We start from the raw sequence: 23,690 nt of genomic DNA on the forward strand, positions 1-23,690 counted from the left end.
ATATGAAACACCAATCACTAATTATTTTCCAGCCCATTCCATTAGTAGAGACCAGAAAACGTAGCGGATAATATCGTAACAATGAAAGATTATGCAAAGCACATATGTAAGGAAAGCTTATAAATGTGAAGACAAACTAGTATGGTGATACAAACTGGGTAAGATGTAAGCGAAGATAGGCAGTATCACTTATATAAACGAAAAAGCGATGCCAATGGCACCGCTAGTTGGCTCAATATTGATAGAGAATGATATCAAATCAACACTTACCGCAGGCGTTTTCTTTCTCTTGGTAATCCATCACATTGCCGTGAGCATCAAGGGATAAGTCACAGCACTCCTGAAACATGTTATGCATTTTTTCTCTGCTTTTTTGCACCCGTGACTTAAGGGTTGAGTACTTGATGCCTTTCTCTTGGGCGTATTCTTTTTGTGACTGACCATTAATTTCGATGGCAATCAGCATATCAGCGTCTTCTTCAGGCAACGCTTGCAGCATAGGCACGACACACTCAGACAGCTCCTGATGGATGGTCACGTCATCTTCTTTGTACCAAAGATCGTCTTCATTCAAATCTTTGGCTCTCGCCTTCTTACGGTAGAAATCAATGATCGAGTTGTTAGCGATCTGAAACAGCCAAGGTTTTACCTTGCTGCGCTCTTTTAAGTTCCCCAAGTTATGGTGCGTTTTTATTAAGATATCTTGTAGCAGATCGTCAACATCATCACGATCTGACACTTTTGAATGCAAAAACGCTTTCAAACTCGAACGGTACTCATTCCATACAACTTCAACATTCATGTTTTTTCTCTGATCTCTTATACGACAATAAGCCACTAAACTTAGTGGCTTATCAATTGTGCTTATTGGCTATATAACAGCTTAGTCAATCAAGGTAATAGAATCTAAAATTCCCTTACCACTGTGAATACCACCCTCGTTTTCCTTTGCTGGCTTACTGCGCACCAAATACCCAGCATAACCACCCAGTTCCGTGACGGGCTCACCATTAAAATAAGCCGTAAATAAGCCAATCTCGCTGACAAGATCATCCACCTGAGTCAACTCACCATCACGTACAGCCAACGTTGGGCGATCGCGCTCATGTGGATACAAACGCTGCATTAGCGCCCATGCGTCATACTCTTCCGGCTTAAGTTGAGCAAGCCGCCCACTGATGTCTTCGCCAAAGACACAATGGCCACCACCTTCGCCTTGGTTCTTCAATACCCACTCGTGCTTGTCAGCTTCCGAGTTAAACCAGTCTATGGTCTCGCTGTTAATTGCTCGCATATCGGCCAACACACTTTTCACCAACTTCGCTTCTTCGATGCTTAGCCCCCAACGCGCGAACTCGTGCTCAGGCATCATGGTTAAAAGCATCTGCATCGTTTTACTGGTTGCCAGTTGTTGGCTTATGGTCGCATTCAATGCCACCTTATGCTGTTCTATGAACACGCGAGTTTGGCTTAACGTATGGCAACAGATCTCTTCACGTAGTTGTGGCGCACAATAATCTTCATACTGGTAACCGGCACGAAGATAAACCACATCAACCGCACCAATACCTTTTAGCATCAAACGGTTAGCTTCACCACTATAAAGCTGATTAGCAAGTTGATCAAAGGTGCGCCTTACTGTTCTCACTCCCTGACGCTGAAATTCAACTTCAAGCAGGTGTTGGTCATAAACATTATCTTCGTTCTTTTGAACCACCATGAGAAACGTTGGCTGCCCACCATCGTTAAATTCAGCTTGGATCTTCCTTGCTGCAACGGCAATGCCATACGCCAATTGCTCAAGGCCACGGTTCTCGGCTGGTGTCGCATTTGATTCTTCAATCCAATCAGCATAAGTCTCAGGCCACTGGTTCTGCATATATTGGTGCAACTGGGCAGCACGCTGACCAAATGGCCCCATGCCCGCGGCAATACCATTGAACTCGATAACTTTCGCCCCTTGTTGGCGATCGTCCATATAGTCGGTGCGCATCAACAACAATGGCTGACGTGCAGCGGGTAATGCCTTTTCTTCGCAATGATCATCACATTGACTAATCCCGTGCACTTGCTGATGCAAAGACATCAACCGGCCAAAGAAAGGATCCGCCTGTGCCATTTCCTTCAATGACGACTGCAAAAAACCGTGATCCTCAGAAACATGGCTGATCAATTTAGTGATGACGGGGGTGACTTTGAGCAGGTGCTGATAAACATCTCGCTTCATCGACATTGGTGCAATGCTAAATGGACAATGCCTTGCCGTGCCATCTGAGTTTTTGATAGCCACACCATGCATGATCGCCCATTCGCAGGCTTCATCGCTGATCTGCTTATCAAGCCATTGCCCTTCAACGGATTGCAAAACTTGAGTATTTTTTTCTGATGTCATAATCGTGCCTTTATTCGATGAAGGATCAAGCGGCTGATGCGGCTGCCAAGCCAAGGTTGATATTTTCATGTGCGTTTTCTTCTTTCGTCTTCTGAGCAAGGTACAGCTCTCGGTAATCGCCTGGCTGAGAAACAAGTTCATCGTGAATACCACTTTGAACAACCTTGCCCTTGCTCATTACCAGAATTTGATCGGCGTTTTGTACCGTAGACAAACGGTGTGCCACAGCAATAACTGTTCGGCCTCGTTGAATATTCGCCAATGCCGCCTTCACCGCTTCCTCCGTTTCACTGTCGATATTGGCGGTTGCTTCATCCAGTAGGAAAATTTGCGGATCATGCGCTAAGGCACGTGCCAAAGCCAATAACTGGCGCTCACCCGTCGACAGTGATGAGCCCCCATAGCCCGGCTGGTGATCATAGCCATCAGATAATCGTTCAATAAATTTTGCCGCTTTTACTTGCTCGGCAGCAACTTTTACCTTGGCCTTATCTGCATTACGGTGCGACAAGTCGATATTCTCCAATATAGAACCGCTGAAGATATAAGGATCTTGTGAAACTAGGCCAAACAAACGGCGCAACTGGGCGTCGGGCATGGCCTGAATAGGTTTACCACCAACTAAGATTTCCCCTTGCTGGTGTTGATAAAAGCGCATAAGTAAGTTGATCACTGAGCTTTTACCGCTACCACTATGGCCGACTATGGCTGTAAATTTGCCCCCCTCCGCTTTGAAGCTGACTTCTGACAAGGCTTTATGGCCTTCATCATAGGTCAGGCTGACATTGCGAAACTCAATGTCTTTTTGGCAAGTTAAATCAGCAAAGGCTGACGGCTGGGCGTGTTGGCCTTCTTTATCATCCAGCAATTCAAAAATACGCTTTGAAGACACTGTCGCCACCTGCAGTTTACGCAATTCCATAGACAACTGACGAAACGGGTCAAAGAAGCGTTCAATATAGTTCAAGAACGCATACAAGGTACCGATCTCAACCGCAGTACTTAACGAAGCACTCGCAAACCACGCCACAATTCCGATAGCGGTAACGGAGCCCACCAAACGTGTAAACGGTGCCAGCATCAAGCTGTCGATGGCAATGGAACGGGTTCGAAACTTAAACCAGCTATTGTTATTTCTCTCAAATTTATCTTGGAACGCCTTTTCCTGCTGGAAGGCTTGAATCAAAGCCATTCCTTGTAGCGACTCGCTGATATTGTTGTTGATATTACTGATCTGTCCCCGAATACCATCAAATATCGGCATTGAGACCTTACGGTACCAATGCATGGTCAACAGTAGCACTGGGATCAGCGCCAAGCTCAGTAGCATCAAGCGCCAATCAAGTAATGCTATCGCGATGAAAATACCGGTGATGCGTAAGCTACCCTGGATAATCGTCGGCATGGTTGACACAAACATGTCACGTAGCGACTCGGTATCGTTGGTGATATACGAAACCAGCTTTCCCGATGGCAGCTTATCAAAGGTACGGATTGGAAAGTTAAGGACATGCTCAAACAATTCCTTGCGCACATCATTGACCACCAGCAACGCACCATGACGAAATGTCAGCGCTTGAAAGTACTGAAATACTGCCTGAATAACATAAAAGCCAAGTACTAACCCACTCAATAACCCTAGGTGTACCCAATCAAACTGCTGCGGTACGATCACCTCATCCAAAATCGTTTTCACAAGCCATGGGATCGCCATCTCGGCGGCAATCGCAATGCCTAGCATGACAAACGCAGCCAAGAAACGCGCCTTATGAGGTAATGAATACGTCACTAAACGGCGAAAGGTTGACTGCCCAGATAATGGAGCTTCATGACGATTAAGCATAACTTTCCCCTAGCAATTCGTTTTCCTCACCAGCTAATGGCTCTGTTACTGAAGAAACCACTCGCGCCGAGCCGAGTTGGCTTTGGCGATTAAAGACTTGGGCGTACCAGCCTGGTTGATTCATTAGTGCTCTATGGCTGCCTCTTTCTGTGATCTTGCCTTGTTCAAGCACCACAATATGATCCGCTTCGATCAAATTCGGGAGTCGCTGGGTGATCAACAACATGGTTTTATCGCCGTAGTGGGCTTTCAAGTTCTGTCTGACTTTGGCTTCAGTTCGCATATCCAGCGCACTGAATGGATCATCGAGGAGTAAAATATCGGCATCTGTCAGCAAGGCTCTTGCCAGTGTCAATCGTTGCCTCTGTCCACCCGACAAGTTCGAACCGTTCTCCGTCAACTGGGTATTGAACCCATCGATCATGGCTTCAATTTCATCTTTAATGCTTGCCATTTCAGCAACGTGCTTAATCTCTTGCTCGGTGGCATTTGGCTTTGCCATAGCAATATTTTCCGCAATGGTGCCCGAGAACAAGAATGGTTTCTGCGGTACCCAAGCCATACGGCTACGCAACGATTCAAACGTCAGCTGCTCAATCGGAATGCCGGAAATAGTGATAGTCGATTGGGCATCATCAAGCCCATACTGCCTCATCAGTAGTGTGATTAAGGTACTTTTGCCGCCGCCAGTTGGACCCGTTACCCCAACCAAACCACCAGAAGGCAATTGCAGCGAGATATTCTCAAGTGCGTTGTACTCTGACTGCGGGTAAGCAAAACGTTCAATGTTGAACTCCACGTCCGCTTTAGCTGCGCTTGGCAACGTCTGCTCGCCTTCAGTGACTTCAGGCTTTTCAGCAAACAGCTTTTCCAATCGACGCCACGACGTACTACCACGCTGGAAGATGTTGAACTGCCAACCAAACTGCAAGAACGGTCCAAGCAGTTGCGCCAAATAAAGGGTAAAGCTTGTAAATAAACCGACTGTGATTTGGCCTTTGCTGATCAACCATGCACCGTAAGCAATGGTGATAACAAATGATGAGCCGTAAATAAGTTGGATCGTCGGACCGAAAAGCGAGTCGATTTTAGCAACTGACAAGTTTGCCTCGAACGTATCATCCAGTGTTTGACCAAAACGCTGTTGCTGGCGCTGGTTGATCCCATGCGATCGCACAGCACGGATCCCAGACACGGTTTCCCGTGCCTCTTCGTTTAAGTTTGAAAATGCGGCTTGGGCACGGCCAAAGCGCTTCTGCATTCCCGTGCCGTATTTATGGGTGATATACACCAACAGAGGAAACGGTAGCAATGCCACAGCGGTAAGTTCGCCGCTGACAACAAACACCATACCGAATATCACAGTCAGACCCGCGATTAACGAATCAACCATGGTCATGACCCCACCACCCGCAGCCATTTCCACAGCGTTAAGATCGTTGGTGGCATGTGCCATCAAGTCACCACTGCTGTGGCGCGAATAAAACGATGGTGATAACGCACTAAAGTGCCAAAACAGCTCGCGGCGAATAACACGGGTGATCGCAACAGATGCGCCATAGAGTTGGCTATGCCAAACATAGCGCAAACCATACATAGCGATAGCCGCACCGAAGATACCCACCAAGTGCAATACCAGAAACTCAGTCGTTAACGTATCAGCACTGATCGCATCAACAATGCGACCAATTAACCAAGGTGGCGCGAGGTTTAAAATAGCAACAACTTGAAGCCCAATGAACGCAATAATATAGCGGTGGGCAAACATCTTGATGTAGCTCCGCAATCTCCAAAGAATATCCATTAATTTTTGTACCTAGTCACAGCCGCAATGCACGGTATTTTTTTCATTTAAGAATTGGTCAAAACTCATTTCAGCCTCTGCTTCCAATGCGCGCCGCGTGAATAGCGAATCATTCGCAATCTCATTAAGCTGGATATTGTAATGATCGTCCAGTGGCTCAGCCTTGTGGTAAATCATGTGTTGGCGAGACAAATTCAATATATGTTGACGATAGCTTGCCTGTTGTGACTTCATGTCGGCTAAGATCTGAGCAGAAGGCGTGAGCTTACTCTCTTCGAATTTGGCTCTTTCTATCTCAAGGCTTTGCCGATAGGCGTTGGCTCCCAAGTTCACATCAAGCATGCTCACATCAAACATGCTCGCATCAAACATGGCTGCAACCGGCTTCATCGACGCCAGTAGTGCTAACCCCATTTCACGCAATCCCTGTTCGCCCGTTAACGTTGGCAAAAGTAAGCCCGGTTTTCTGCCCTGTGTGGCTACCAGCTGCTGTCGCTGTTGTATTAGATGCTGCTCATCGCTCGTTAGCTCTGGGCTTGGTGCCAATGCACAATATGTCAGGAACATATCTAGGAAGTGGCTCTGTGATTCACTAAGCCCAACAGGTAAATATGGGTTGTTATCCACGCTTCTCAGCTCGATATATTTCACCCCATCACGGCAAAGCGCATCCAATGGACGGAGATCCTTGCTGACAATCTTCGGGCGCACCGACCCATACAGCTCATTCTCAAGTTGAAGCACTGAGGTATTAAGCTGCTGCCCTTCACCAAACTGCAGATAGCGCTCACTTGGCAGTGATAAAATTCGGCATAGGCCATTGAGATAGTCGGATTTATTGTTGTAGCTCAATGGATAGCGTGACTGCTCATCATTGGTATAGCCCAAATTACTCAAGCGGAGCGATGTTGCCCATGGCAGATAAAACGTGTCTTTATCCAAACTGTTTAGCGAATGCGCTTTACCGACTAGGTAGCTTACATCGACTGCCGGTGAAGCCCCAAACAAGTAAGGGATCACCCAGCCATGGCGCATAACATTACGAATAAGGTGGAAGTAACGGTCTGAAATGAACTCATCCAACCCTAATGTACTTTTCTCATGAACATGCAAAGCTTGCCAGAAGCTATCAGGCAGCGAAAAGTTATAGTGGATACCTGAAATGGTCTGCATTCGCTTACCATAACGGTTGGCTAGCCCTTCACGGTAAAGCATCTTCATCCGCCCAGCGTTCGAACTGCCGTAATTGGCTATCGCAATCTTGTCATCTTCCGGCAAGACCGGCGGCATGCTGCCAGACCAAATCACTTCCCCTTCCGCTAAGTTATCGGCGACAAAGCGATGCAAAGACGACAAAAAGCCAAAAGTCTCAGCTTTATCGGTAACCGCAGGGGTAACTAACTCCACTTGAGCTTCGGCAAAATCCGTTGTGATATAGGGATGTGTAAGCGCTGCCCCCAGTGCTTTAGGGTGCGCTTTCTGAGACAGGTCGCCTTGAGGTGTTGTTCGAATGAACTCACGCTCTACCCCACGACGTATACCTGATAAGGACGCAATAATCTGGCTATTCTGTAGCGAAGAGGCCAATACCGCCTCCTCTTGATTCATCTCTGCTTGCTGCATCTTCACTATTTTTCTATCAACACTAGAAAACAAAAGCGATGGTGTGAACACTCACGCCATCGCCCATGATGTTTGTTCCAATGCCTATAAGACGAAGAGAGACAGAAAAAGACGATATTTTTTTAAATTATTTCTTATTTATTATTAATACACTGAAAAATAAATGATTTTTAAGATCGCTCGAATACTATCGTCTTGTTGTTGTACATAAATATCCGCTTTTCAATATGGTACTGGACAGCCCTTGCGAGGGTGAGTGATTCGATATCCATGCCTTTTTTCGCCAAATCATCAGGATAATGGGTATGGTCGACCATGCTCATTTCTTGGGTAATAATCGGCCCTTCATCCAATTCGTCACTCACATAATGCGCGGTTGCCCCTACCAGCTTTACCCCTTTTGCATAAGCTTGATGATAAGGCTTTGCCCCTTTAAAACCGGGCAAGAGGGAATGGTGGATATTAATGGCCCTACCAGACCACCTCGCGCACATCTCGTTTGAGAGCACTTGCATGTACCTCGCCAGTACCAGCAGCTCACAGTCCACACTGTCTAATACCGCTTGCACCAGCTGCTCTTGCTGAGGCTTGGTTTCAGCGGTGATAGGAAAATGGTGATAGGGGATCTTATGCCAATCTGCCAACGGTTTTAGGTCCGGATGGTTGGAAATGACCGCCTTGATATCGACAGCAAGTCCGCCAGTGCGGTATCGATAGAGCAAGTCGTTGATACAGTGGTCATACTTAGAGACCATAATGACAACACTGGGCTTATAGTCAGAAGGAGTTAACTCCCATTCCATGCCAAATTTTTCAGCTCGCTTTGAAAATGCCGCTTCAAATGCTTCACGCTCTAGTGCGCCATTATTCTCGCGCCGAAACACGGCTCGAATAAAAAACCTCTGGCTTAACACATCATCAAACGAGTTCAGCTCTGTGATATAGAAATCAAACTCAAACAAAAACCGCGTGACAACATCCACCGTCCCAACCTGACTAGGACAATTTGCGGTCAAGATATACGTTGCTATCCCTTTTTGCATATTCAGCCCCCTATTTTCAGTGTGTTTTAGCCCTATCACAACCAATCAGATAATAGTTTTCCCCAAGCCGACATAAGCCCAATCCACATAATATTCCATTTATATCCAGATACTTGTGATAACCCATTAGCAAATCAACTCGTAGCAACAAGAAAATCTAATGTGCTCGGGATCAATTTAGATGTGATTGGCTGCATAAGTTGTCTTTATTAATGATAGTATCAGCACCGATTTACAATTTGTTACAAATTGAAACTCTTATAAAATCCATAAACAAAGAGATGTAGTTATGTGGAATAGACTCAATAAGTCGATGATGGTTTGCCAAATGATGTTTGGCCTGTCTTTTTACGGCGTGATGGTAATTCTTACCCGTTTCTTCTTAGAAAACTTAGGCTACAGCGAAGCTGATACGATGATGGTGGTGGGTGCCTTTTCATCAATCGGCCCGTTGTTTGCGATTGCCGGCGGTTTCATTGCCGACAAATTCTTGGGCGCCTACCGCTCACTAACCATTAGCTACTGTGGTTTTGCAGTCGGCTATGTCCTGCTAGTACTTGGCGCATCGACCCTCAATGTACCGATGAGCCTTGTGGGTATTGCGCTGGCAAGTTACTCCCGTGGTTTGATGTCCCCTTCCTACCCTAGCCTTTATAAGCGCACTTTTGCTACCGAGGAAGACTTCGAAAACGGCTACCCAGTGAACTACTCCGTGAATAACGTTGGCGCATTCCTCGGCCAATACCTGTTCCCTATGTTTGTGTTGGTATTGGGCTTTAACGGCAGCTTCTCGCTATCCGCAGCCATGGCCTTCGTTGCATTTGTGATACTGGTTGTTTCCCGTAAGCAACTACTTACTGTGGCGGCAGAAATGGACCAAGTACCAGTAAGTGTCAAAAACTGGCTTGCCTTCATTGCTATTTCAATCTCAATGATCGGCCTTGTATTCTTCATGTTTTCAAACATGGATATTGGTCAGAACATCGTTTACGCCATTGGTGCCGCGGCCATCGGTTACTTTATCTCGCTAATGATCAAGGCAAAAAAATCAGATGCCTTGAAAATGGGCACCATCTTGATCATGACAGCCCTTACCACAGCCTTCTTTGTTTACTATGGCCAGATGATGACATCCATGACCATGGTAACCATCAACACCATGCGCGGTGATCTGTTTGGCTTCATCCCTATTGCCCCAGAAGCATCGATGGCGATGAACCCACTTTGGTGTATTGTTGGCGGCCCGCTCATTGCGATGACTTTCTCATCACTAGAAAAACGCAACATCAACTTCTCGACGGCAACCAAAGTTGGCTTTGCCTTCGTATTAACGGCCATCGCGTTCGGTATTTTAACCCTAGCGGTCATGTCAGTAGGCCCAGACGTGGTGATCCGCCCCGAAGTCTTTCTGGCAATTCACTTCTTCCAGGCACTGGCTGAAGTTATCGTGGGCAGTATGGTGGTTGCTTTCATTCTATCGGTCGCACCGAAGCACATCGAGAACTTCTCAGTGAGCCTATTCTCAGTAGCGATTGCACTAAGCGGTATCGTTGGCGCCGTGTTCTCAACCTCGATTGCACTTGAAAAAGGCCAAGAAATTACTCAGGAAATTGTCCAAACCGTCTATGGCGACTACTTCAGCATGCTAACCATGTTGGCGGTGGTAATGGTATTGGTTGCCCTACTCGCTTCTCGCGTCATTACGAAAATGCTTAAGACGAGCGAAAAGGCACAAGACGACATGGTGCTATCACAAGCAGAAAGCTAAAATATTCAGCAAGATCGCACTTAGTATCAAGCCTTCGCTCGCGGAGGCTTTTTTCGTTTTGGTAAATTTAGACAAGTAGCGCCCAAGCCATAACAGCCTTCAATCAATTTATTTTGAATGGGAAAGTGAGGGGAAAAGCTCAAGGCGAGCAACAAACGTTCAAAACCAGCAAGATTGGTGAAGTTTCAAGCAGGAATGCTGTTTCTCTGCATATAATCTTTTCAAAGGTATCACAGAAAAAAATTAAATATTAGTCTTGCTAATTAAGTTTCTGAGCCTATAATGCTGAAAACCGGAGCGTCTGCCAACGCTCCGGTTTTTTTGTGCCTGCTTATCGGTGATCAACCTGCTATCTGCCAATAGCCTGAAAGCCGCTAAGCAAAATTCGATAAGATTAAGGAAATACCAATGCGTATCGAACAAGACTTGAAGTTAGGTTTTAAAGATGTACTGTTTCGTCCAAAACGTTCAACCCTAAAAAGCCGTTCTCAAGTTGAATTAACCCGCGATTTTACATTCAAGCACAGCGGTCGTCAATGGTCTGGTGTACCTATTATTGCAGCTAACATGGATTCGGTAGGTAGCTTCGAAATGACTGCTGCCCTAGCGAAGCACGGTGTGATGACTGCCGTTCACAAACACTATACTGTGGCTGACTGGGCTGAGTTCGTAAAAAACAACGACGCGAGCGTTCTTAACAACGCAATGGTATCGACTGGTACTTCTGAAGCTGACTTCCAGAAAACCAAAGACATCATGGCGCTTTCTGAAGACCTTATCTTCATCTGTATCGACATCGCAAACGGCTATTCTGAGCACCTAGTGCAATACGTACAGAAAGTACGTGCTGAGTTCCCTAACAAGGTGATCAGTGCAGGTAACGTCGTAACTGGCGACATGGTAGAAGAGCTTATCCTAGCGGGTGCTGACATCGTTAAAGTTGGTATCGGCCCAGGCTCTGTATGTACTACCCGTGTTAAGACTGGTGTAGGCTACCCTCAGCTTTCAGCTATCATCGAATGTGCTGACGCAGCACACGGCCTAGGTGGTCGCATCATCGGTGACGGTGGTTGTGCGTGTGCGGGTGACGTTGCTAAAGCATTCGGTGGCGGCGCAGACTTCGTAATGCTTGGCGGTATGCTAGCAGGTCACGAAGAGAGCAACGGTGAAGTCATCGAACAAGACGGCAAAACCTTCATGAAGTTCTACGGCATGTCATCTCAGAGCGCGATGGACAAGCACTCTGGCGGTGTAGCTAAGTACCGTGCTGCTGAAGGTAAAACCGTACTATTGCCATTCCGTGGTCCAGTAGAAAACACCATCCAAGACATCATGGGTGGCGTACGCTCTACTTGTACCTACGTGGGTGCAGCGAAGCTTAAAGAGCTAACTAAGCGTACTACTTTCATCCGCGTACAAGAGCAAGAAAACAATGTTTTCGGTAAAGAGTAATTAGGTATTCGATAAAGAATAACCTATAGCTTTCAATTGCTAACTATTTCAAAGGCCACCCTCGGGTGGCCTTTTGCTATTTCGAAACATGACTTTATTGCTGGCTTTGACTTATGTAGTCTTTCAATCGCTCAAGATTCACAGGAATAATTGAAGAATTGTCCTCCCCTTTCTTCACTAACCCTTCTTTAATGAGTTCATGAATAATTCGGGTATAGGCCCTGTCTGTACAGCCAAAGCGCTGAGCCTCTTGATACATATACACATGGTTTAGCGATCGGGTTTCAGAAGTCCAGCGATTGACGATATCTTTGATGATATTGAACTTCAGCGGGTACAAAGAACGCTCAATCGCAATGTTCATCGACGACTGGTACATATTAGCCATGCGGTGGTTCATCCAAAATGAGATAGTCGCATCTTGCAGCAAGATGTCAGCAAACCGTTCCTTGGGGATCACAACCAACTCCGTGGTTGCCGTTGCCACCACATCAAATGAGCATGGATTGCCCGAAAAAAATTCGATCTCGCCAAAAAAGTTATCTTCGAGGTAATAGTCACCCAAGCTTAGCGTTTTGCCATTAAGCGCCGTATGTAACAGTATAAACTGGGCGGCAGCAGACCAATACACCTCGGTGACATCGTGCTCTTGCCTAATGATATAGTCGCCCTTGTGCCGAACTATGCGCTGAAAGCTCTCTTTTTCAATGAGCTGACGAAACCTTTCTGGCCCTTTGCTCAAAATTTCAGACATATCCATTTTGTGTAAACTGTGTCCAACCAATCAAATAATAAAATAAATCTTGTTATACCCGACAATTGTCGTGCTACTAACCCCAAGCTATTCTTTAAGCTATTGTTCATAAGTTCAGGGAGTTAGTGCTTCCTGCAATAATGCGTATACTCATACTGTTTAACCGCAATTTGGGAAACGCTGCATTTTCCCAGATTATACATTGTTAGGACAACACGAATGAATTACTTCGACCTGCCAAAAATTGATCTTCATTGCCACCTCGATGGCAGCGTCAGACCACAGACTGTTATCGATCTGGCCAAACAGCAAGGTATCACGCTACCAAGTTACGATGTTGAAGAGATCAACGCATTGATGGTGGCACCTGAAACTTGCCCTAACCTACCAGAGTACCTGAGCCGCTTTGACCTACCAGTATCGGTAATGCAAACGGCGGAAAGTTTAGAGCGTATTTCCTTCGAACTTTTTGAAGATGCCGCCAAAGAAAATGTGAAGTACCTAGAAGTGCGTTTCGCCCCTCAGCTTCATATCCAAAAAGGCCTGACGTATGAGCAAATCATCGCCAGTGCGGTAAAGGGCATGAAAAAAGCTGAAGCGCAATATGATATTAAAGGTAACTACATCCTTTCGATGGTGAAGTTCCTTCCTTCTGACACCATCATTCCTGTGATTGATGCGGGTGTTAGTTTGCTAAATAACGGTGTGGTTGCCTTTGACCTTGCCGGTAGTGAGCTAGATGGCTTCAGCCACGACTATGCCACTTACGCCCAATATGCAAAAGAAAAAGGCTTTAGAGTAACCATTCACGCGGGTGAGCAAGGTAATGGACAAAACGTCTATGACGCCATTTCAATCCTAGGTGCAGAGCGCATTGGCCATGGTGTTGCTATCAAAGATCATGAAAAAGCTTACAACCTGGTGAAGCAAGATGATGTTGCGCTTGAAACCTGTCCAAGCAGCAATGTTCAGACTAAGGCGATCAGTGAGCTGGCGCTTCACCCAATCAAAGCGTTTTACAAAGACGGCATTCCTGTCACCATCAATACAGACAACCGCACAGTATCAAACACCACCATGACCAAAGAAGTACGTAAAGTTATGGAGCAGTTTGAGCTAAGCGTTGAAGATTACTACCAGATCTACAAGATCAGTGTTCAACACGCCTTTGCCTCTGATGACGTCAAACAAGCATTGATGCAATTTGCTAAGTAATTTACTGATTGCTTTCAATCGCTAGGCATTTTCTAGGCCACCTTTGGGTGGCCTTTTTTACCCTTCAAGCACTGGAAAATTGCCCACACACGTCTACAGTAATGTCTAGTACTATCACCTTATGGCTATGCCATATAAGCCGACATTATGAACACCCAACATGATACGCTTGCCAACCAAATTCAGGGACGAGTGATCGTGCCTGATGACGCTGATTATGATGAAGCCCGCCAAGTCTGGAACGCAATGATCGATAAACGTCCGGCGGTTATCGTCAAATGCAGCGACGCTTCCGATGTACTTACTACCCTCAACTACGCCAAAACAAACAACCTCGAAGTGACTATACGTGGTGCCGGGCACAACATTGCGGGTAACGCCATTTGCGATAACGGGATCATGATAGATCTTTCTGACATGAAGGCTGTCTGCGTTGATCCTGATACCAACCATGCCCATGTCCAACCGGGGGCCACCTTAGGTGACTTAGATGCCGCTACTCAGGCGCACGGGCTCGCCACACCTGTAGGCATTAACTCAACCACCGGGATTTCAGGGCTCACGCTCGGTGGCGGTTTTGGCTGGCTCACCCGCAAGTACGGCATGACAATCGATAATTTAGTTTCTGCCCAAGTGATTACTGCTGATGGACGTCAACTTACCGCTTCTAACTCCGAAAATAGCGACCTGTTCTGGGCCATCCGTGGTGGCGGGGGGAATTTCGGTATCATTACCGAGTTTGAATTTCAGCTTCACCCTGTTGGACCTGAAGTGCTAGCAGGCTTGATTGTCTTCCCGTTTGATCAAGCCAAGCAAGTATTGGAACAATACCGCGAGTTTACCAAAACGGCACCTGAAGACTTGAACGTTTGGATCGTCATGCGCCAAGCGCCTCCGCTCCCCTTCTTACCTGAAGAGGTTCATGGCAAAGAGGTCATTGTTCTGGCCATATTTTATATCGGCGATCTTGCCAAAGGAGAAGCATTACTTGATCCACTACGCCAGTTTGGCACGCCGCATGGTGAACATGTTGGTGCGCAACCCTATACCGCTTGGCAGCAAGCATTCGACCCGCTCCTTACTGAAGGAATGCGAAACTACTGGAAGTCACACAACTTCACCGAGCTCCACGATGATGCGCTAGATCTGCTACTGCAATACGCGGGCAACCTTCCTTCGCCACATTGTGAGATATTTGTCGGCCAGCTGGCTGGCGCAGCCAACAATGTCGCCTCCGATGCCATGGCATACAGTAGCCGGGACGCGAAGTTCGTATTAAATGTGCATGCCCGATGGGAAACCCCGGCAGAAGACGAAGGTGCCATCAACTGGGCCAGAGATTTCTTTAAAGCAACGACCCCTTATGCCTCAGCCGGTGCTTACGTGAACTTCATGACCGCAGAAGAAGGCAATCGTGTCACCGCTGCATATGACAGCAATTACCAGCAGTTGGTGGACATCAAGCGGAAGTATGACCCAGACAACCTCTTCCATCACAATCAAAATATAAAACCATAATCCTCACCGAAGGCCGTCAATATGACGGCCTTTTAGTTAAGTTTAAAATTACTCCAATAAGTTTTTATCCAGGCCGGTAGTATTCACGCGAATTATTGCTTTTAAGCCATACATACAAAGTAGTATAATTACTCTAAAAAGCATAATATGCGGATTTAGAATAATGAAAAACAAAGGTTTTACGCTATTAGAAATGGTCGTGGTGATCGTCATTTTAGGCATTCTTGCAGTGACAGCCGCACCTCGGTTCCTTAATCTTCAGGATGATGCTCGCGTTGCCGTGTTAGAAAGCCTGTCAGGCACTATCCTTTCTAGCGCCGAGACTGCCTTTGGCAAGATGGCGATCCACGGTTTGGAGTCCTATGACTATGTCACCAACCAAGATCTGAACAACCAAAGCGGTATATCTACAGACCTGCCCTTCCCTGGTTGCGAGCAAGGTGCTTCAACATACTGTGTTTTCCGCTACGGCTACCCTGATGCTGATCCATTGACCATCGGTCACCTTGTCGATGGTATCTACGATGGCACTAACCGTGACTACGACTTTATCTCTCTTTATGGCTACGATGGTGATGAGGACTCGTCATATATCGCCCACAAAGACAATGTTATCCGAATTGGCAACAGTGACCGCCTAATCAACAAGAGCTGCTATGTAAAATACACCCCAGCGAAGTTTGATGGCGACAGTCCAAAAACAGCGGTTATTCCGTGTGCGTGATAGCTTATTCGCACATTAGCCATCAAAAAAGGCCACTTACGTGGCCTTTGCTATCAATTACAACTAGCTAAATTTATATACGCTACTTTTTACCATTGGTAAAAAAGTCGTTATATAACATATACAAGTGAGCAGCACTCCAAGAGAAGTTTGGCGCACCTTGCTGCTCACCGTTTAATGGGTTGTAGTTCTCACGGATCGGACCATCTTGCACTAGACCATCAGCATGCTTGAAAAAAGCATCAGCCATGGCAATGGCATCATCTCGGTACCCGTACCTATCCATACCTTTCAGGCCAAAATAGAACTGATCGACCCACACACGGCCACGCCAATAAATATCAGGACCAAATGCAGGGCTACTCAATGCCGCTGTGCCCAAAGGAACATGCGTATTGAACTCATTGGGATCTTTCATCACTTTTACTACTGCATCAGCATGTTTTTGCGTCGCGGCGCCATTGAATAGTGGTGACCAACCTTCCGGTCCTTTGCCACGCTCAACAATAGGCTTACCCGCACAGCCATTGGATAATGGCTTATCTTCGATACGAATGTCGTAATAGAAACCAGTTGCTTCATCAAACATACAAGTGTTGATGTAATCCGCTAGGTGCTCTGCTTTAGCTCTAAACTCCTTAGCATCTTTTTCTTTACCCAGTATCTCTGCCATTTGTGCAAGGTACTGGTTATCGCTGAACATGTAACTTGCTTGGTCAACCGATTCTTGCAACAGGGAGTAGCCCAATAGGGTGCCATCTTCAGCACGGTTTTGCGCAAAAGCTACATCCCAATCACTGCGCTCACCACCGCTGGCTACATACTTAGCCAATTGCTCTTGGTCGATAAAGCCGAATACCGCCGCGTCATCACGTCCAGACTCCCATGAAGCAGCGGTCTGGGCAGGGATCTCAATATGATCGTATTTACCGCTCTTAATGATCTGATCATATTTGTCTAAACCAGCGTGAGAAGATTCTTCCCCTTTGTAGGTAACGGTAAACAGCATCTCTCCTTCTGGTGTATTGTGAGCTTTATCACGAGCCGCTCCATACTCAGGAACACCATTACCATTGTGGTCTCGGTTACGAAGCCACCAGTTATGATAAGCCACCAGCTTTGGATACATTTCCTCTAGCCATGCCTCGTCACCCGTCGTTTTATAAAGCTCCCACACCGACCATGCAGCCAAGCTTGGCTTGGTATTTCGCTCATTCCAATTTCCACCGTCACCACCACGCTCTGGGCTTAAGTTATAAGCCAAGAGATCAGGCACATAGCCTGCATCCCATGGGCGGACTGGATCATTTTCTTGGATTTGATAAGCGAACATCGCACGTATATTGTCTTTGGCTACGCCTGGATTAAAATGCGCCATCGCATAAGCTTGTTTCCATGTATCCCAAGGCCAAGTTTGATTACCAGAGAACCAACGCGCCGTAACAGATGGCGTAACAGAGTCATACTTCATGACACCAGCCACACCACGCCAGTTACCATTTAGGGTTTCAATCGACTTAACTGCTACACGCTCTTGATCGTCGGTCGCTGTAGGGTTGGTTAATCCCTTTTCCAAGTATTGTTCCCAGCGTTGTTCTGAAGCCGTTAAATACTTCACGGGATTCTCAAGAATATCAGCAATTTTTGCTTGTTCTGCTTTATTCTCTTCTGCGGTCAACACGTGAGTGTAGGTGGTATAGATCGTAGTTGATCCGCTGATCTCTGCTGTTGATTCAAACTGGTAGCCATCAACCGTTGTTTTTAACGGTACAGATTTATGGATTTGATATTCCGACGCACCAGACGTTAGCAAATCCCACGTCGAGCGGACCTTGCCAAAAGTGACTTTCAAACCGTCATCGCTTGCGACAATTTTACGATTATAATCCGGATACATCTCATCGATGGTTTTATCCGTTTGTGGCTTTGATTCTTTGGCATGGTATTTTTCTAGCAGCTCACCGTCCCATACCAAAGTTAACGAGCTATCTGAAGTAATTACAGTCTCTAGCAAAGAAGTACGGTTTGAGGCAAAACGCAGCGTCATCTTCACTGTCACATCGTCTGACTGGAGGTTCTGTACCAACGCACCGGGAATGCTATAGGCCTCCATTGTAAACTCAACTTTCTCACCATCTTTAAAGACAGTTAGACGGTCAAAGTTATTTGCCATGAAGTTGATGTATTCTTCGGTCAACAACGCAGTACCAGGAAAGCCCCCCATTCCGTCATCATTATCTGGCAGCAAGTGACCGTGCCACGCCCCTGCATCAAAGAACGGGTTGAAGCGTTGGTGATCATCAAAATCATAATCACGCATATATTCCGGTGAGCCGGTACGATCGATAACATTCTTAAACTCATTGGCTTGCAACGGTTGAGAGTCCGTTGCTGCAACCACACTTCCGCTAACGGTAAGTATTCCACCAACAGTGAGCGCAATGATTGTTTTATTTAGTTTCATATTTAATTCCTTTACTCTTACCAATAGAAGTACTGCATCACAAAGAGTTGGTCATCTTCGTTGTTGGTGTCGTTGCCCAAATTAAATTTAGTATCCAACGCTGTGGCATAGCGGCCATTGCCGTATTCCCACCACACGCCAGCATTAATAAATGAAGTAATGTTGTCTTCTTCACCATCAACCTGATGATTGGCATAGTTATAGCCTGCGGATAAGTAAAGCCCTTCTGAGGCTTCATAAAATGCACTCACCATCAAGCCGTCTTCACTGCCACGTTGTTCAGCTGTCGTCTCGGTGTCGTAACCTTTTTGGGTATCGTGCCAGATACGTGCACCTATATTTTTATACTGAGCACCTAAGATATAGAGCTCGCCAAAGCCATCTGTAACTTCAGCACCACCCAGCAAAGTCAGATCATCTTGTACATCGTACTGAACATAACCATTCAGGTGAGTAGGGCGAATAAATTGTGACTCAGCAAAGTTATCGTATTTACCAAAATCAAACAGGCGATCTTCAGTCGTGAAGTCAGACTCTGGTGCAGCCGAGATACTGTAGCGGAACTTACCTAATTCATTTCTGACTTTAAGGCCAATATGAACATCACCTACATCTTCAGGGTTTAAGCCATACTCAACCGTCGAATCTCCCCACCATTCGATATCATCGAGTGAAGAGTCCATTCGCCCGAGCATGATCTCTGTGCCGCCATCTGTTCGATAGCCACCATAAAAGCGATTGAAGCCCCCTTCAAAACCACGTACGCCATGGCCGAAAACCCAAGTTTCTCCCGTTGATGAATCAACAGGTACAGTCCAGCCTTCAAAATAGGCCAAGCCAAACCAGTTTCCGTGTTCAACAGCGAGTCCCGCTTCGATATATGTACCATCGCTATAGCGGCCTTTATCTTCCCCTTCTAATTTAATATGTCCGCCAACACCCAGTTCGCCATAAAAGTCGAACTTAGGTCCCGGCTCAGAAAAATCATGGTCTCCACTGTGACTAGTAGGAGTTGTCTGTTCAGCATATATGCCTTGGGCAGCAAGTATTGTGGTGGCAATAATAGCCACTTTAGTCATTTTGCGTTTCATGTTGATACATCTACGTCGTTATTAGAATTGATTTAAATAAGCTCCAGCTTCTTTTTTTCTCGCTGTTACTCGAATTGATAATAACGACAAAGTAAAAGTTAACCACAAAATAAATCATTTTTTGTGATCCTGTTTTAGTAAAGCTTTACCTAAACTATAAAACAAAGCACATAGCAGATTTATATAAAACGTTAAAAACGAACACATTAAACCATTGATTAATAACAATATAAAGTACATCCAACCAATTGCTACTCGCTTAACATCACTCACACTGGTAACAACCACGGATAAAACTCACAACATTAAGTAAAATGTTTACTTTGTCGTGAAGTGACATTTTCACCCACAGGAAAATAATGTATTTACCATAAACCAATAAAATAAAAGCACTTTTTAGTGACAAAAGACGATATAACCTAGTCATTGCTTCCAAATTAAAGAGCAACATCTTCAAATAACTTTATATAAATAAGGATTTTTCATGAACAAGCTTCACAAAAAAACCGAGAACAGTTTCCTGCCCTCGGTTTCTATTTTTTATATACGCACTCTGACGTATAAATTACGCCTTAATGGCTCAACCTTAGTTGTTATCAATTAATTCATTGAAGTATTCAACTTGCTCTTGGGTCGTTAGGCTTTCTGTATTTGAACCTAGCGTCCAAATGAAGAAGCCACCATAACCATTTGCTTTTTGCCATTGCGTACGCTTGATGTTGTTCTCGCGGGTTTCAACAAAACGGCCATCCGGTCCCCATTGACTGTTAATGGTATTACCTAGCACAACCTTGGTTTTATCACCAACATGCTGAGCGTAGTTCGCCATGGCAACGTCATACTTGAAATCCTTACCCGCGTCATAAGCCATTACGTTGAAGAAATCGAACGTATCGCGCGTGTTTTGTAGTAACGAGATAACTTCACCATGGTGAGCTGAGCGATCGGGTTCTACAAACGAGCAGTTCTCGAACACAGATGGGTTTGAACACTCAACGGGATCAGCACCAACATGGTAGGTCGTTAATGACAACAGCTTGCTGTTACCAATCTTCTCACGTAGTAGTGCCACCAGCGCTTCTAGATTACGGTTATCTTGCTCTGAAATACGTACTGTTCGCTCAAAGTCGAAGTCGATGCCGTCAATCGTTGCATAACCTGCTAACTGGTAGGCACTGTAATCACAGTCACCTGCCCAATCAAACGCAAGACACTCACCCACCATTTCCTCTGGCTTAAGGTTCTTTTTGTACACCGGGTAAGGCGTATTTAAGATGGTCAGCAACTCTTCAACAATGGCTTCACGCTGGGCTTCTGTCCCCATATGAGTCCACATGCTGTCATAGGTTGCACCACCCATGGCGATCATCATCGCCTTGTGCGGTTGCTCATGCTTGAGTTGGGTCCACGATAGGTACTGCGGTGCGATCCAGTGGGAATCATAGTCAGGAGTGATCATGTCATCAGACACAGTAACCTTACCTGATGCATCCCACTTACCAAATGATAGGAAGTAACCATCACCCTTGGAGTTTTGTAGCTCCTCGATATCCGTAATTCCCCACGATGTTAGGTAGGTAATCGAACGGTCTGGGTTATCACCAAGTTCAGGTGATGAGGCCGATTCCTTAACTTCAATTTGTGATGGTGCTGAGGTTTGCTGCTGCCCTTCCGAGTTGAAGGCAATTGCCGTGATCACATGCTCACCCACTTGGGCACCATTCCACTGATACTCAAACGGCGCTTGCGACACCTCTTCCAACACTTCGCCATTTAGCAAGAACTGTACTTTAGTGATATGACCTTCAAAGGATTTCGCTTCCGCCGCCAAACGGATACTGCGGCCTTGGTAGAAAGTCGAGCCATTAGTTGGCGCAGTCAGGCTGACAACAACATCCAGATCTGTCACCGCTAAAGTGATCGGAGATGTTTCAGAAGACCCCTCTTGATCGTTGTGCGCCACCGCAGTCAGGTTATAGACACCCTCAGTTTGTGCAGGAACAACAATGTGGTATTCACTGCCATTTGTTGGCTCTGTTGATGAGGCAACAACCTCATCATTCAGCTCAACGTCCACGCGAGTGACGGTTGCTTCATCATCCGCCGCGTTGACGATAACAGGAATCGCCTCACCTGGGCGGAATCGATCACCATTGCCCGGTGAAACAAGGTCTACTTCAGGTACTGGTGTAGGGTCACATTCACCATCCTCATTCCACGCATCTTTCCAAGCATCAGGGTAGTCAGGATGACCCGTACCCGGCGCCCATACAGGATCGCCACACCACCCAAAGACCTTACAGGTGTAAATAAACCCAACATTGGTGACCTGATCACCCACTTGATAAGGAGTGCCGTCTTGGTATTGTGGAACGTCACCACACTGGTTGCCAGAGTCTTTCGTGACGGTAATGTTGACTTTTGCATTGCCTGTCAACGATTGTTCATCGGTAGCAACTGCCTCAAGTTCTACACTACCGGTCACACTTGGCTGCCAATCACATGAAAAATCAGTGGTCGTAGTCGCGTCAATCACACACACTTCTTGGTTATTGGCAGTGACCTTAATTGATGCCAAATCATCATCAGCATCTGTTGCGTTCAGTAAGATATTGACCGTTTCTGACTGTTTGAACGATTCACCATTTTCAGGTGTCAAAAAGTCCACTTCAGGTGGTTGAAACTCGTTCGAGTCATTGAAAATTTCCACGGAAGCACTGTCTGCTTTCAGCCTTTCACCCGCTTCATCAAACAAAATGACTTCAATTAAGCCGGTACCAAGCTGAGATGGTGTCCAAGCCATTGCATAGTCAGTTTGATCTTCCTGAACTGGCTGAGAGCCGACTTTTTCATTAAATGCCCAAAACTCAATTTGATGAGCATCGTCGCCTTCAACACTGGCAACAATGTCAATTTGCTGGTCGAGTTCAAGCCTGTCACCATCACGTGGCGACAATAATGAAATGTCACCGTTAGGCGGTAACTCCCCTCCCTCACCATTAAATGTCACGCTCTGTTCAAATGCTTCAAGGTCGGCAACCATGCCGCCAAAGCTGACAGAGATAATAAAGTCATCCCCCGGCGATAAAATGGAGTTAGCCCAGTCTTGTTGCGGAAATTCAAAAGTGAGCGTGTGCAACACTTTTCCATCTGACGTTGGTGTATGAACAAGGCTCAATGTTGGGTACGCCAGTGCTGCTGATGACCAATTAATGTCGCTGGCGGCCGTGTCTAATACGAACGCTAAAGTCGATTGGTGAACATCAACTTGTTCAGTATCCGCATTGGCAACATTGATACGATACGTACTCCAATGCTGTCCCTCGCTCTGCGGAGTGACACCGATATCAACGTTACTCGCGATAGCCATCCCCATCGGAGATAGCATTAGCCCTGCTGCAATCAATGCACCAGTGACCTTATTAACACGTTTAGTAAATAATGGTAAACGCATGGTTTTTCCCTACTATTATTTTATTAGGATTGGGTTATGTTTCGAAGAGAAAGCCAACTGACAGTGATCCAATAAACAACTGAGCCGTGAAATTAAATTTGAGATTGAAATGGGTATACAAAATATACTTACTCGTCTAATTCACAAGTCAGCATAGATAACTTTCAACACCTCTAAGAAACCAAGACATAATATCCAAGTTTCTAGACACATAAAGTAGATTGCATTGGAGTAAGATCACACAACTGAAAACTTATTTGAATTTTAAGGCATAAATAATTTCAAATAACTTCCCACTTTTTAAATTAAGCCCTCTTGTTTCATATAACCCATTGATAAATAAGAACCACACATAAAACACAACAGGTCAGACCTTAAAGTTCACAGCCCATAAAATTAACAAATATTATTTAGAACAAGGATCACACTAACCATAAGATATTCAGTTAACCTCTGGTCACCATCAATTTTTCGCATTAATAAAACCAATTAACCAAGCACGGTTTATAAAAATATCATCATTTAATATATTTCACCATGAGCAT

At 45.7% G+C, this 23,690-nt stretch carries 15 protein-coding genes; 5 read left to right on the forward strand and 10 right to left on the reverse strand.

What is annotated here, in order from left to right:
• Positions 1–259: 259 nt before the first annotated feature.
• From sigZ to purU, 6 genes are all read right to left on the reverse strand, one after another.
• Positions 260–802, reverse strand: coding sequence for an RNA polymerase sigma factor SigZ (gene sigZ, locus C9I98_RS06380; protein WP_036831041.1), 543 nt, complete (start codon positions 800–802; stop codon positions 260–262).
• An 81-nt stretch (positions 803–883) separates the two neighbouring features.
• Positions 884–2,392, reverse strand: coding sequence for a glutathione synthase (locus C9I98_RS06385; protein WP_036831046.1), 1,509 nt, complete (start codon positions 2,390–2,392; stop codon positions 884–886).
• Positions 2,393–2,417: 25 nt separating this feature from the next.
• Positions 2,418–4,235 (reverse strand): ABC transporter ATP-binding protein, encoded by a 1,818-nt coding sequence (locus C9I98_RS06390; RefSeq protein WP_051902646.1) that lies wholly within the window; start codon positions 4,233–4,235, stop codon positions 2,418–2,420.
• Positions 4,228–6,039, reverse strand: coding sequence for an ABC transporter ATP-binding protein (locus tag C9I98_RS06395; protein WP_036831042.1), 1,812 nt, complete (start codon positions 6,037–6,039; stop codon positions 4,228–4,230). The genes C9I98_RS06390 and C9I98_RS06395 overlap by 8 nt, the downstream gene beginning before the upstream one ends.
• 12 nt (positions 6,040–6,051) lie before the next feature.
• Complete coding sequence (gene gshA, locus C9I98_RS06400) at positions 6,052–7,662, reverse strand: glutamate--cysteine ligase (protein WP_081879133.1); 1,611 nt, start codon at positions 7,660–7,662, stop codon at positions 6,052–6,054.
• A gap of 170 nt (positions 7,663–7,832) precedes the next feature.
• The gene (gene purU / locus C9I98_RS06405; RefSeq protein WP_107271743.1) at positions 7,833–8,705 is read right to left on the reverse strand and encodes a formyltetrahydrofolate deformylase; all 873 of its coding nucleotides are present in this window, start codon (positions 8,703–8,705) and stop codon (positions 7,833–7,835) included.
• 289 nt (positions 8,706–8,994) lie between these two features.
• On the opposite strand from purU, the gene C9I98_RS06410 reads away from it, so the two are divergent.
• Entirely contained in the window at positions 8,995–10,473 is a 1,479-nt protein-coding gene (locus tag C9I98_RS06410; RefSeq protein ID WP_036819452.1) for a peptide MFS transporter, read from the forward strand.
• Positions 10,474–10,881: 408 nt separating this feature from the next.
• Positions 10,882–11,925, forward strand: coding sequence for a GMP reductase (locus C9I98_RS06415; RefSeq protein ID WP_036819457.1), 1,044 nt, complete (start codon positions 10,882–10,884; stop codon positions 11,923–11,925).
• Positions 11,926–12,019: 94 nt separating this feature from the next.
• Here the strand turns inward: C9I98_RS06415 and C9I98_RS06420 are convergent, their stop codons facing one another.
• Complete coding sequence (locus tag C9I98_RS06420; RefSeq protein ID WP_245907102.1) at positions 12,020–12,679, reverse strand: Crp/Fnr family transcriptional regulator; 660 nt, start codon at positions 12,677–12,679, stop codon at positions 12,020–12,022.
• A 219-nt stretch (positions 12,680–12,898) separates the two neighbouring features.
• Here C9I98_RS06420 and add point away from each other — a divergent pair, with 219 nt between their 5' ends.
• The 3 genes from add to C9I98_RS27000 all read left to right on the forward strand — a co-directional run bounded on the left by add (position 12,899) and on the right by C9I98_RS27000 (position 16,136).
• Positions 12,899–13,894 (forward strand): adenosine deaminase, encoded by a 996-nt coding sequence (gene add, locus C9I98_RS06425; protein WP_036819463.1) that lies wholly within the window; start codon positions 12,899–12,901, stop codon positions 13,892–13,894.
• A gap of 147 nt (positions 13,895–14,041) precedes the next feature.
• Entirely contained in the window at positions 14,042–15,412 is a 1,371-nt protein-coding gene (locus C9I98_RS06430) for an FAD-binding oxidoreductase (protein WP_107271744.1), read from the forward strand.
• 163 nt (positions 15,413–15,575) lie between these two features.
• A complete protein-coding gene (locus tag C9I98_RS27000) occupies positions 15,576–16,136 on the forward strand; it encodes a type II secretion system protein (protein WP_036823899.1) in 561 nt (186 codons plus the stop codon).
• Between the two features lie 82 nt (positions 16,137–16,218).
• On the opposite strand, the gene ygjK is transcribed toward C9I98_RS27000, so the two are convergent.
• The 3 genes from ygjK to C9I98_RS06450 all read right to left on the reverse strand — a co-directional run bounded on the left by ygjK (position 16,219) and on the right by C9I98_RS06450 (position 23,145).
• The gene (gene ygjK / locus C9I98_RS06440; protein ID WP_036823898.1) at positions 16,219–18,600 is read right to left on the reverse strand and encodes an alpha-glucosidase; all 2,382 of its coding nucleotides are present in this window, start codon (positions 18,598–18,600) and stop codon (positions 16,219–16,221) included.
• Between the two features lie 17 nt (positions 18,601–18,617).
• Positions 18,618–19,691 (reverse strand): protein YgjJ, encoded by a 1,074-nt coding sequence (gene ygjJ, locus C9I98_RS06445; protein WP_036823897.1) that lies wholly within the window; start codon positions 19,689–19,691, stop codon positions 18,618–18,620.
• Positions 19,692–20,277: 586 nt separating this feature from the next.
• On the reverse strand, positions 20,278–23,145 hold the full coding sequence (locus C9I98_RS06450) for an Ig-like domain-containing protein (RefSeq protein WP_036820300.1): 2,868 nt from the start codon (positions 23,143–23,145) through the stop codon (positions 20,278–20,280).
• Between the last annotated feature and the right edge of the window lie 545 nt (positions 23,146–23,690).

Source organism: Photobacterium sanctipauli, assembly GCF_003026495.1.
Lineage (GTDB): Bacteria > Pseudomonadota > Gammaproteobacteria > Enterobacterales > Vibrionaceae > Photobacterium > Photobacterium sanctipauli.

What these genes read in the sequence shown, in the direction of transcription:
- C9I98_RS06390 (WP_051902646.1), bottom strand. Translation starts at nt 4,235, where the DNA reads ATGCTTAATCGTCATGAAGCTCCATTATCTGGGCAGTCAACCTTTCGC.
- C9I98_RS06430 (WP_107271744.1), top strand. Translation starts at nt 14,042, where the DNA reads ATGAACACCCAACATGATACGCTTGCCAACCAAATTCAGGGACGAGTG.
- ygjK (WP_036823898.1), bottom strand. Translation starts at nt 18,600, where the DNA reads ATGAAACTAAATAAAACAATCATTGCGCTCACTGTTGGTGGAATACTT.
- purU (WP_107271743.1), bottom strand. Translation starts at nt 8,705, where the DNA reads ATGCAAAAAGGGATAGCAACGTATATCTTGACCGCAAATTGTCCTAGT.
- gshA (WP_081879133.1), bottom strand. Translation starts at nt 7,662, where the DNA reads ATGCAGCAAGCAGAGATGAATCAAGAGGAGGCGGTATTGGCCTCTTCG.
- C9I98_RS06420 (WP_245907102.1), bottom strand. Translation starts at nt 12,679, where the DNA reads ATGTCTGAAATTTTGAGCAAAGGGCCAGAAAGGTTTCGTCAGCTCATT.
- C9I98_RS06385 (WP_036831046.1), bottom strand. Translation starts at nt 2,392, where the DNA reads ATGACATCAGAAAAAAATACTCAAGTTTTGCAATCCGTTGAAGGGCAA.
- sigZ (WP_036831041.1), bottom strand. Translation starts at nt 802, where the DNA reads ATGAATGTTGAAGTTGTATGGAATGAGTACCGTTCGAGTTTGAAAGCG.
- C9I98_RS27000 (WP_036823899.1), top strand. Translation starts at nt 15,576, where the DNA reads ATGAAAAACAAAGGTTTTACGCTATTAGAAATGGTCGTGGTGATCGTC.
- C9I98_RS06415 (WP_036819457.1), top strand. Translation starts at nt 10,882, where the DNA reads ATGCGTATCGAACAAGACTTGAAGTTAGGTTTTAAAGATGTACTGTTT.
- ygjJ (WP_036823897.1), bottom strand. Translation starts at nt 19,691, where the DNA reads ATGAAACGCAAAATGACTAAAGTGGCTATTATTGCCACCACAATACTT.
- C9I98_RS06395 (WP_036831042.1), bottom strand. Translation starts at nt 6,039, where the DNA reads ATGGATATTCTTTGGAGATTGCGGAGCTACATCAAGATGTTTGCCCAC.
- C9I98_RS06410 (WP_036819452.1), top strand. Translation starts at nt 8,995, where the DNA reads ATGTGGAATAGACTCAATAAGTCGATGATGGTTTGCCAAATGATGTTT.
- add (WP_036819463.1), top strand. Translation starts at nt 12,899, where the DNA reads ATGAATTACTTCGACCTGCCAAAAATTGATCTTCATTGCCACCTCGAT.
- C9I98_RS06450 (WP_036820300.1), bottom strand. Translation starts at nt 23,145, where the DNA reads ATGCGTTTACCATTATTTACTAAACGTGTTAATAAGGTCACTGGTGCA.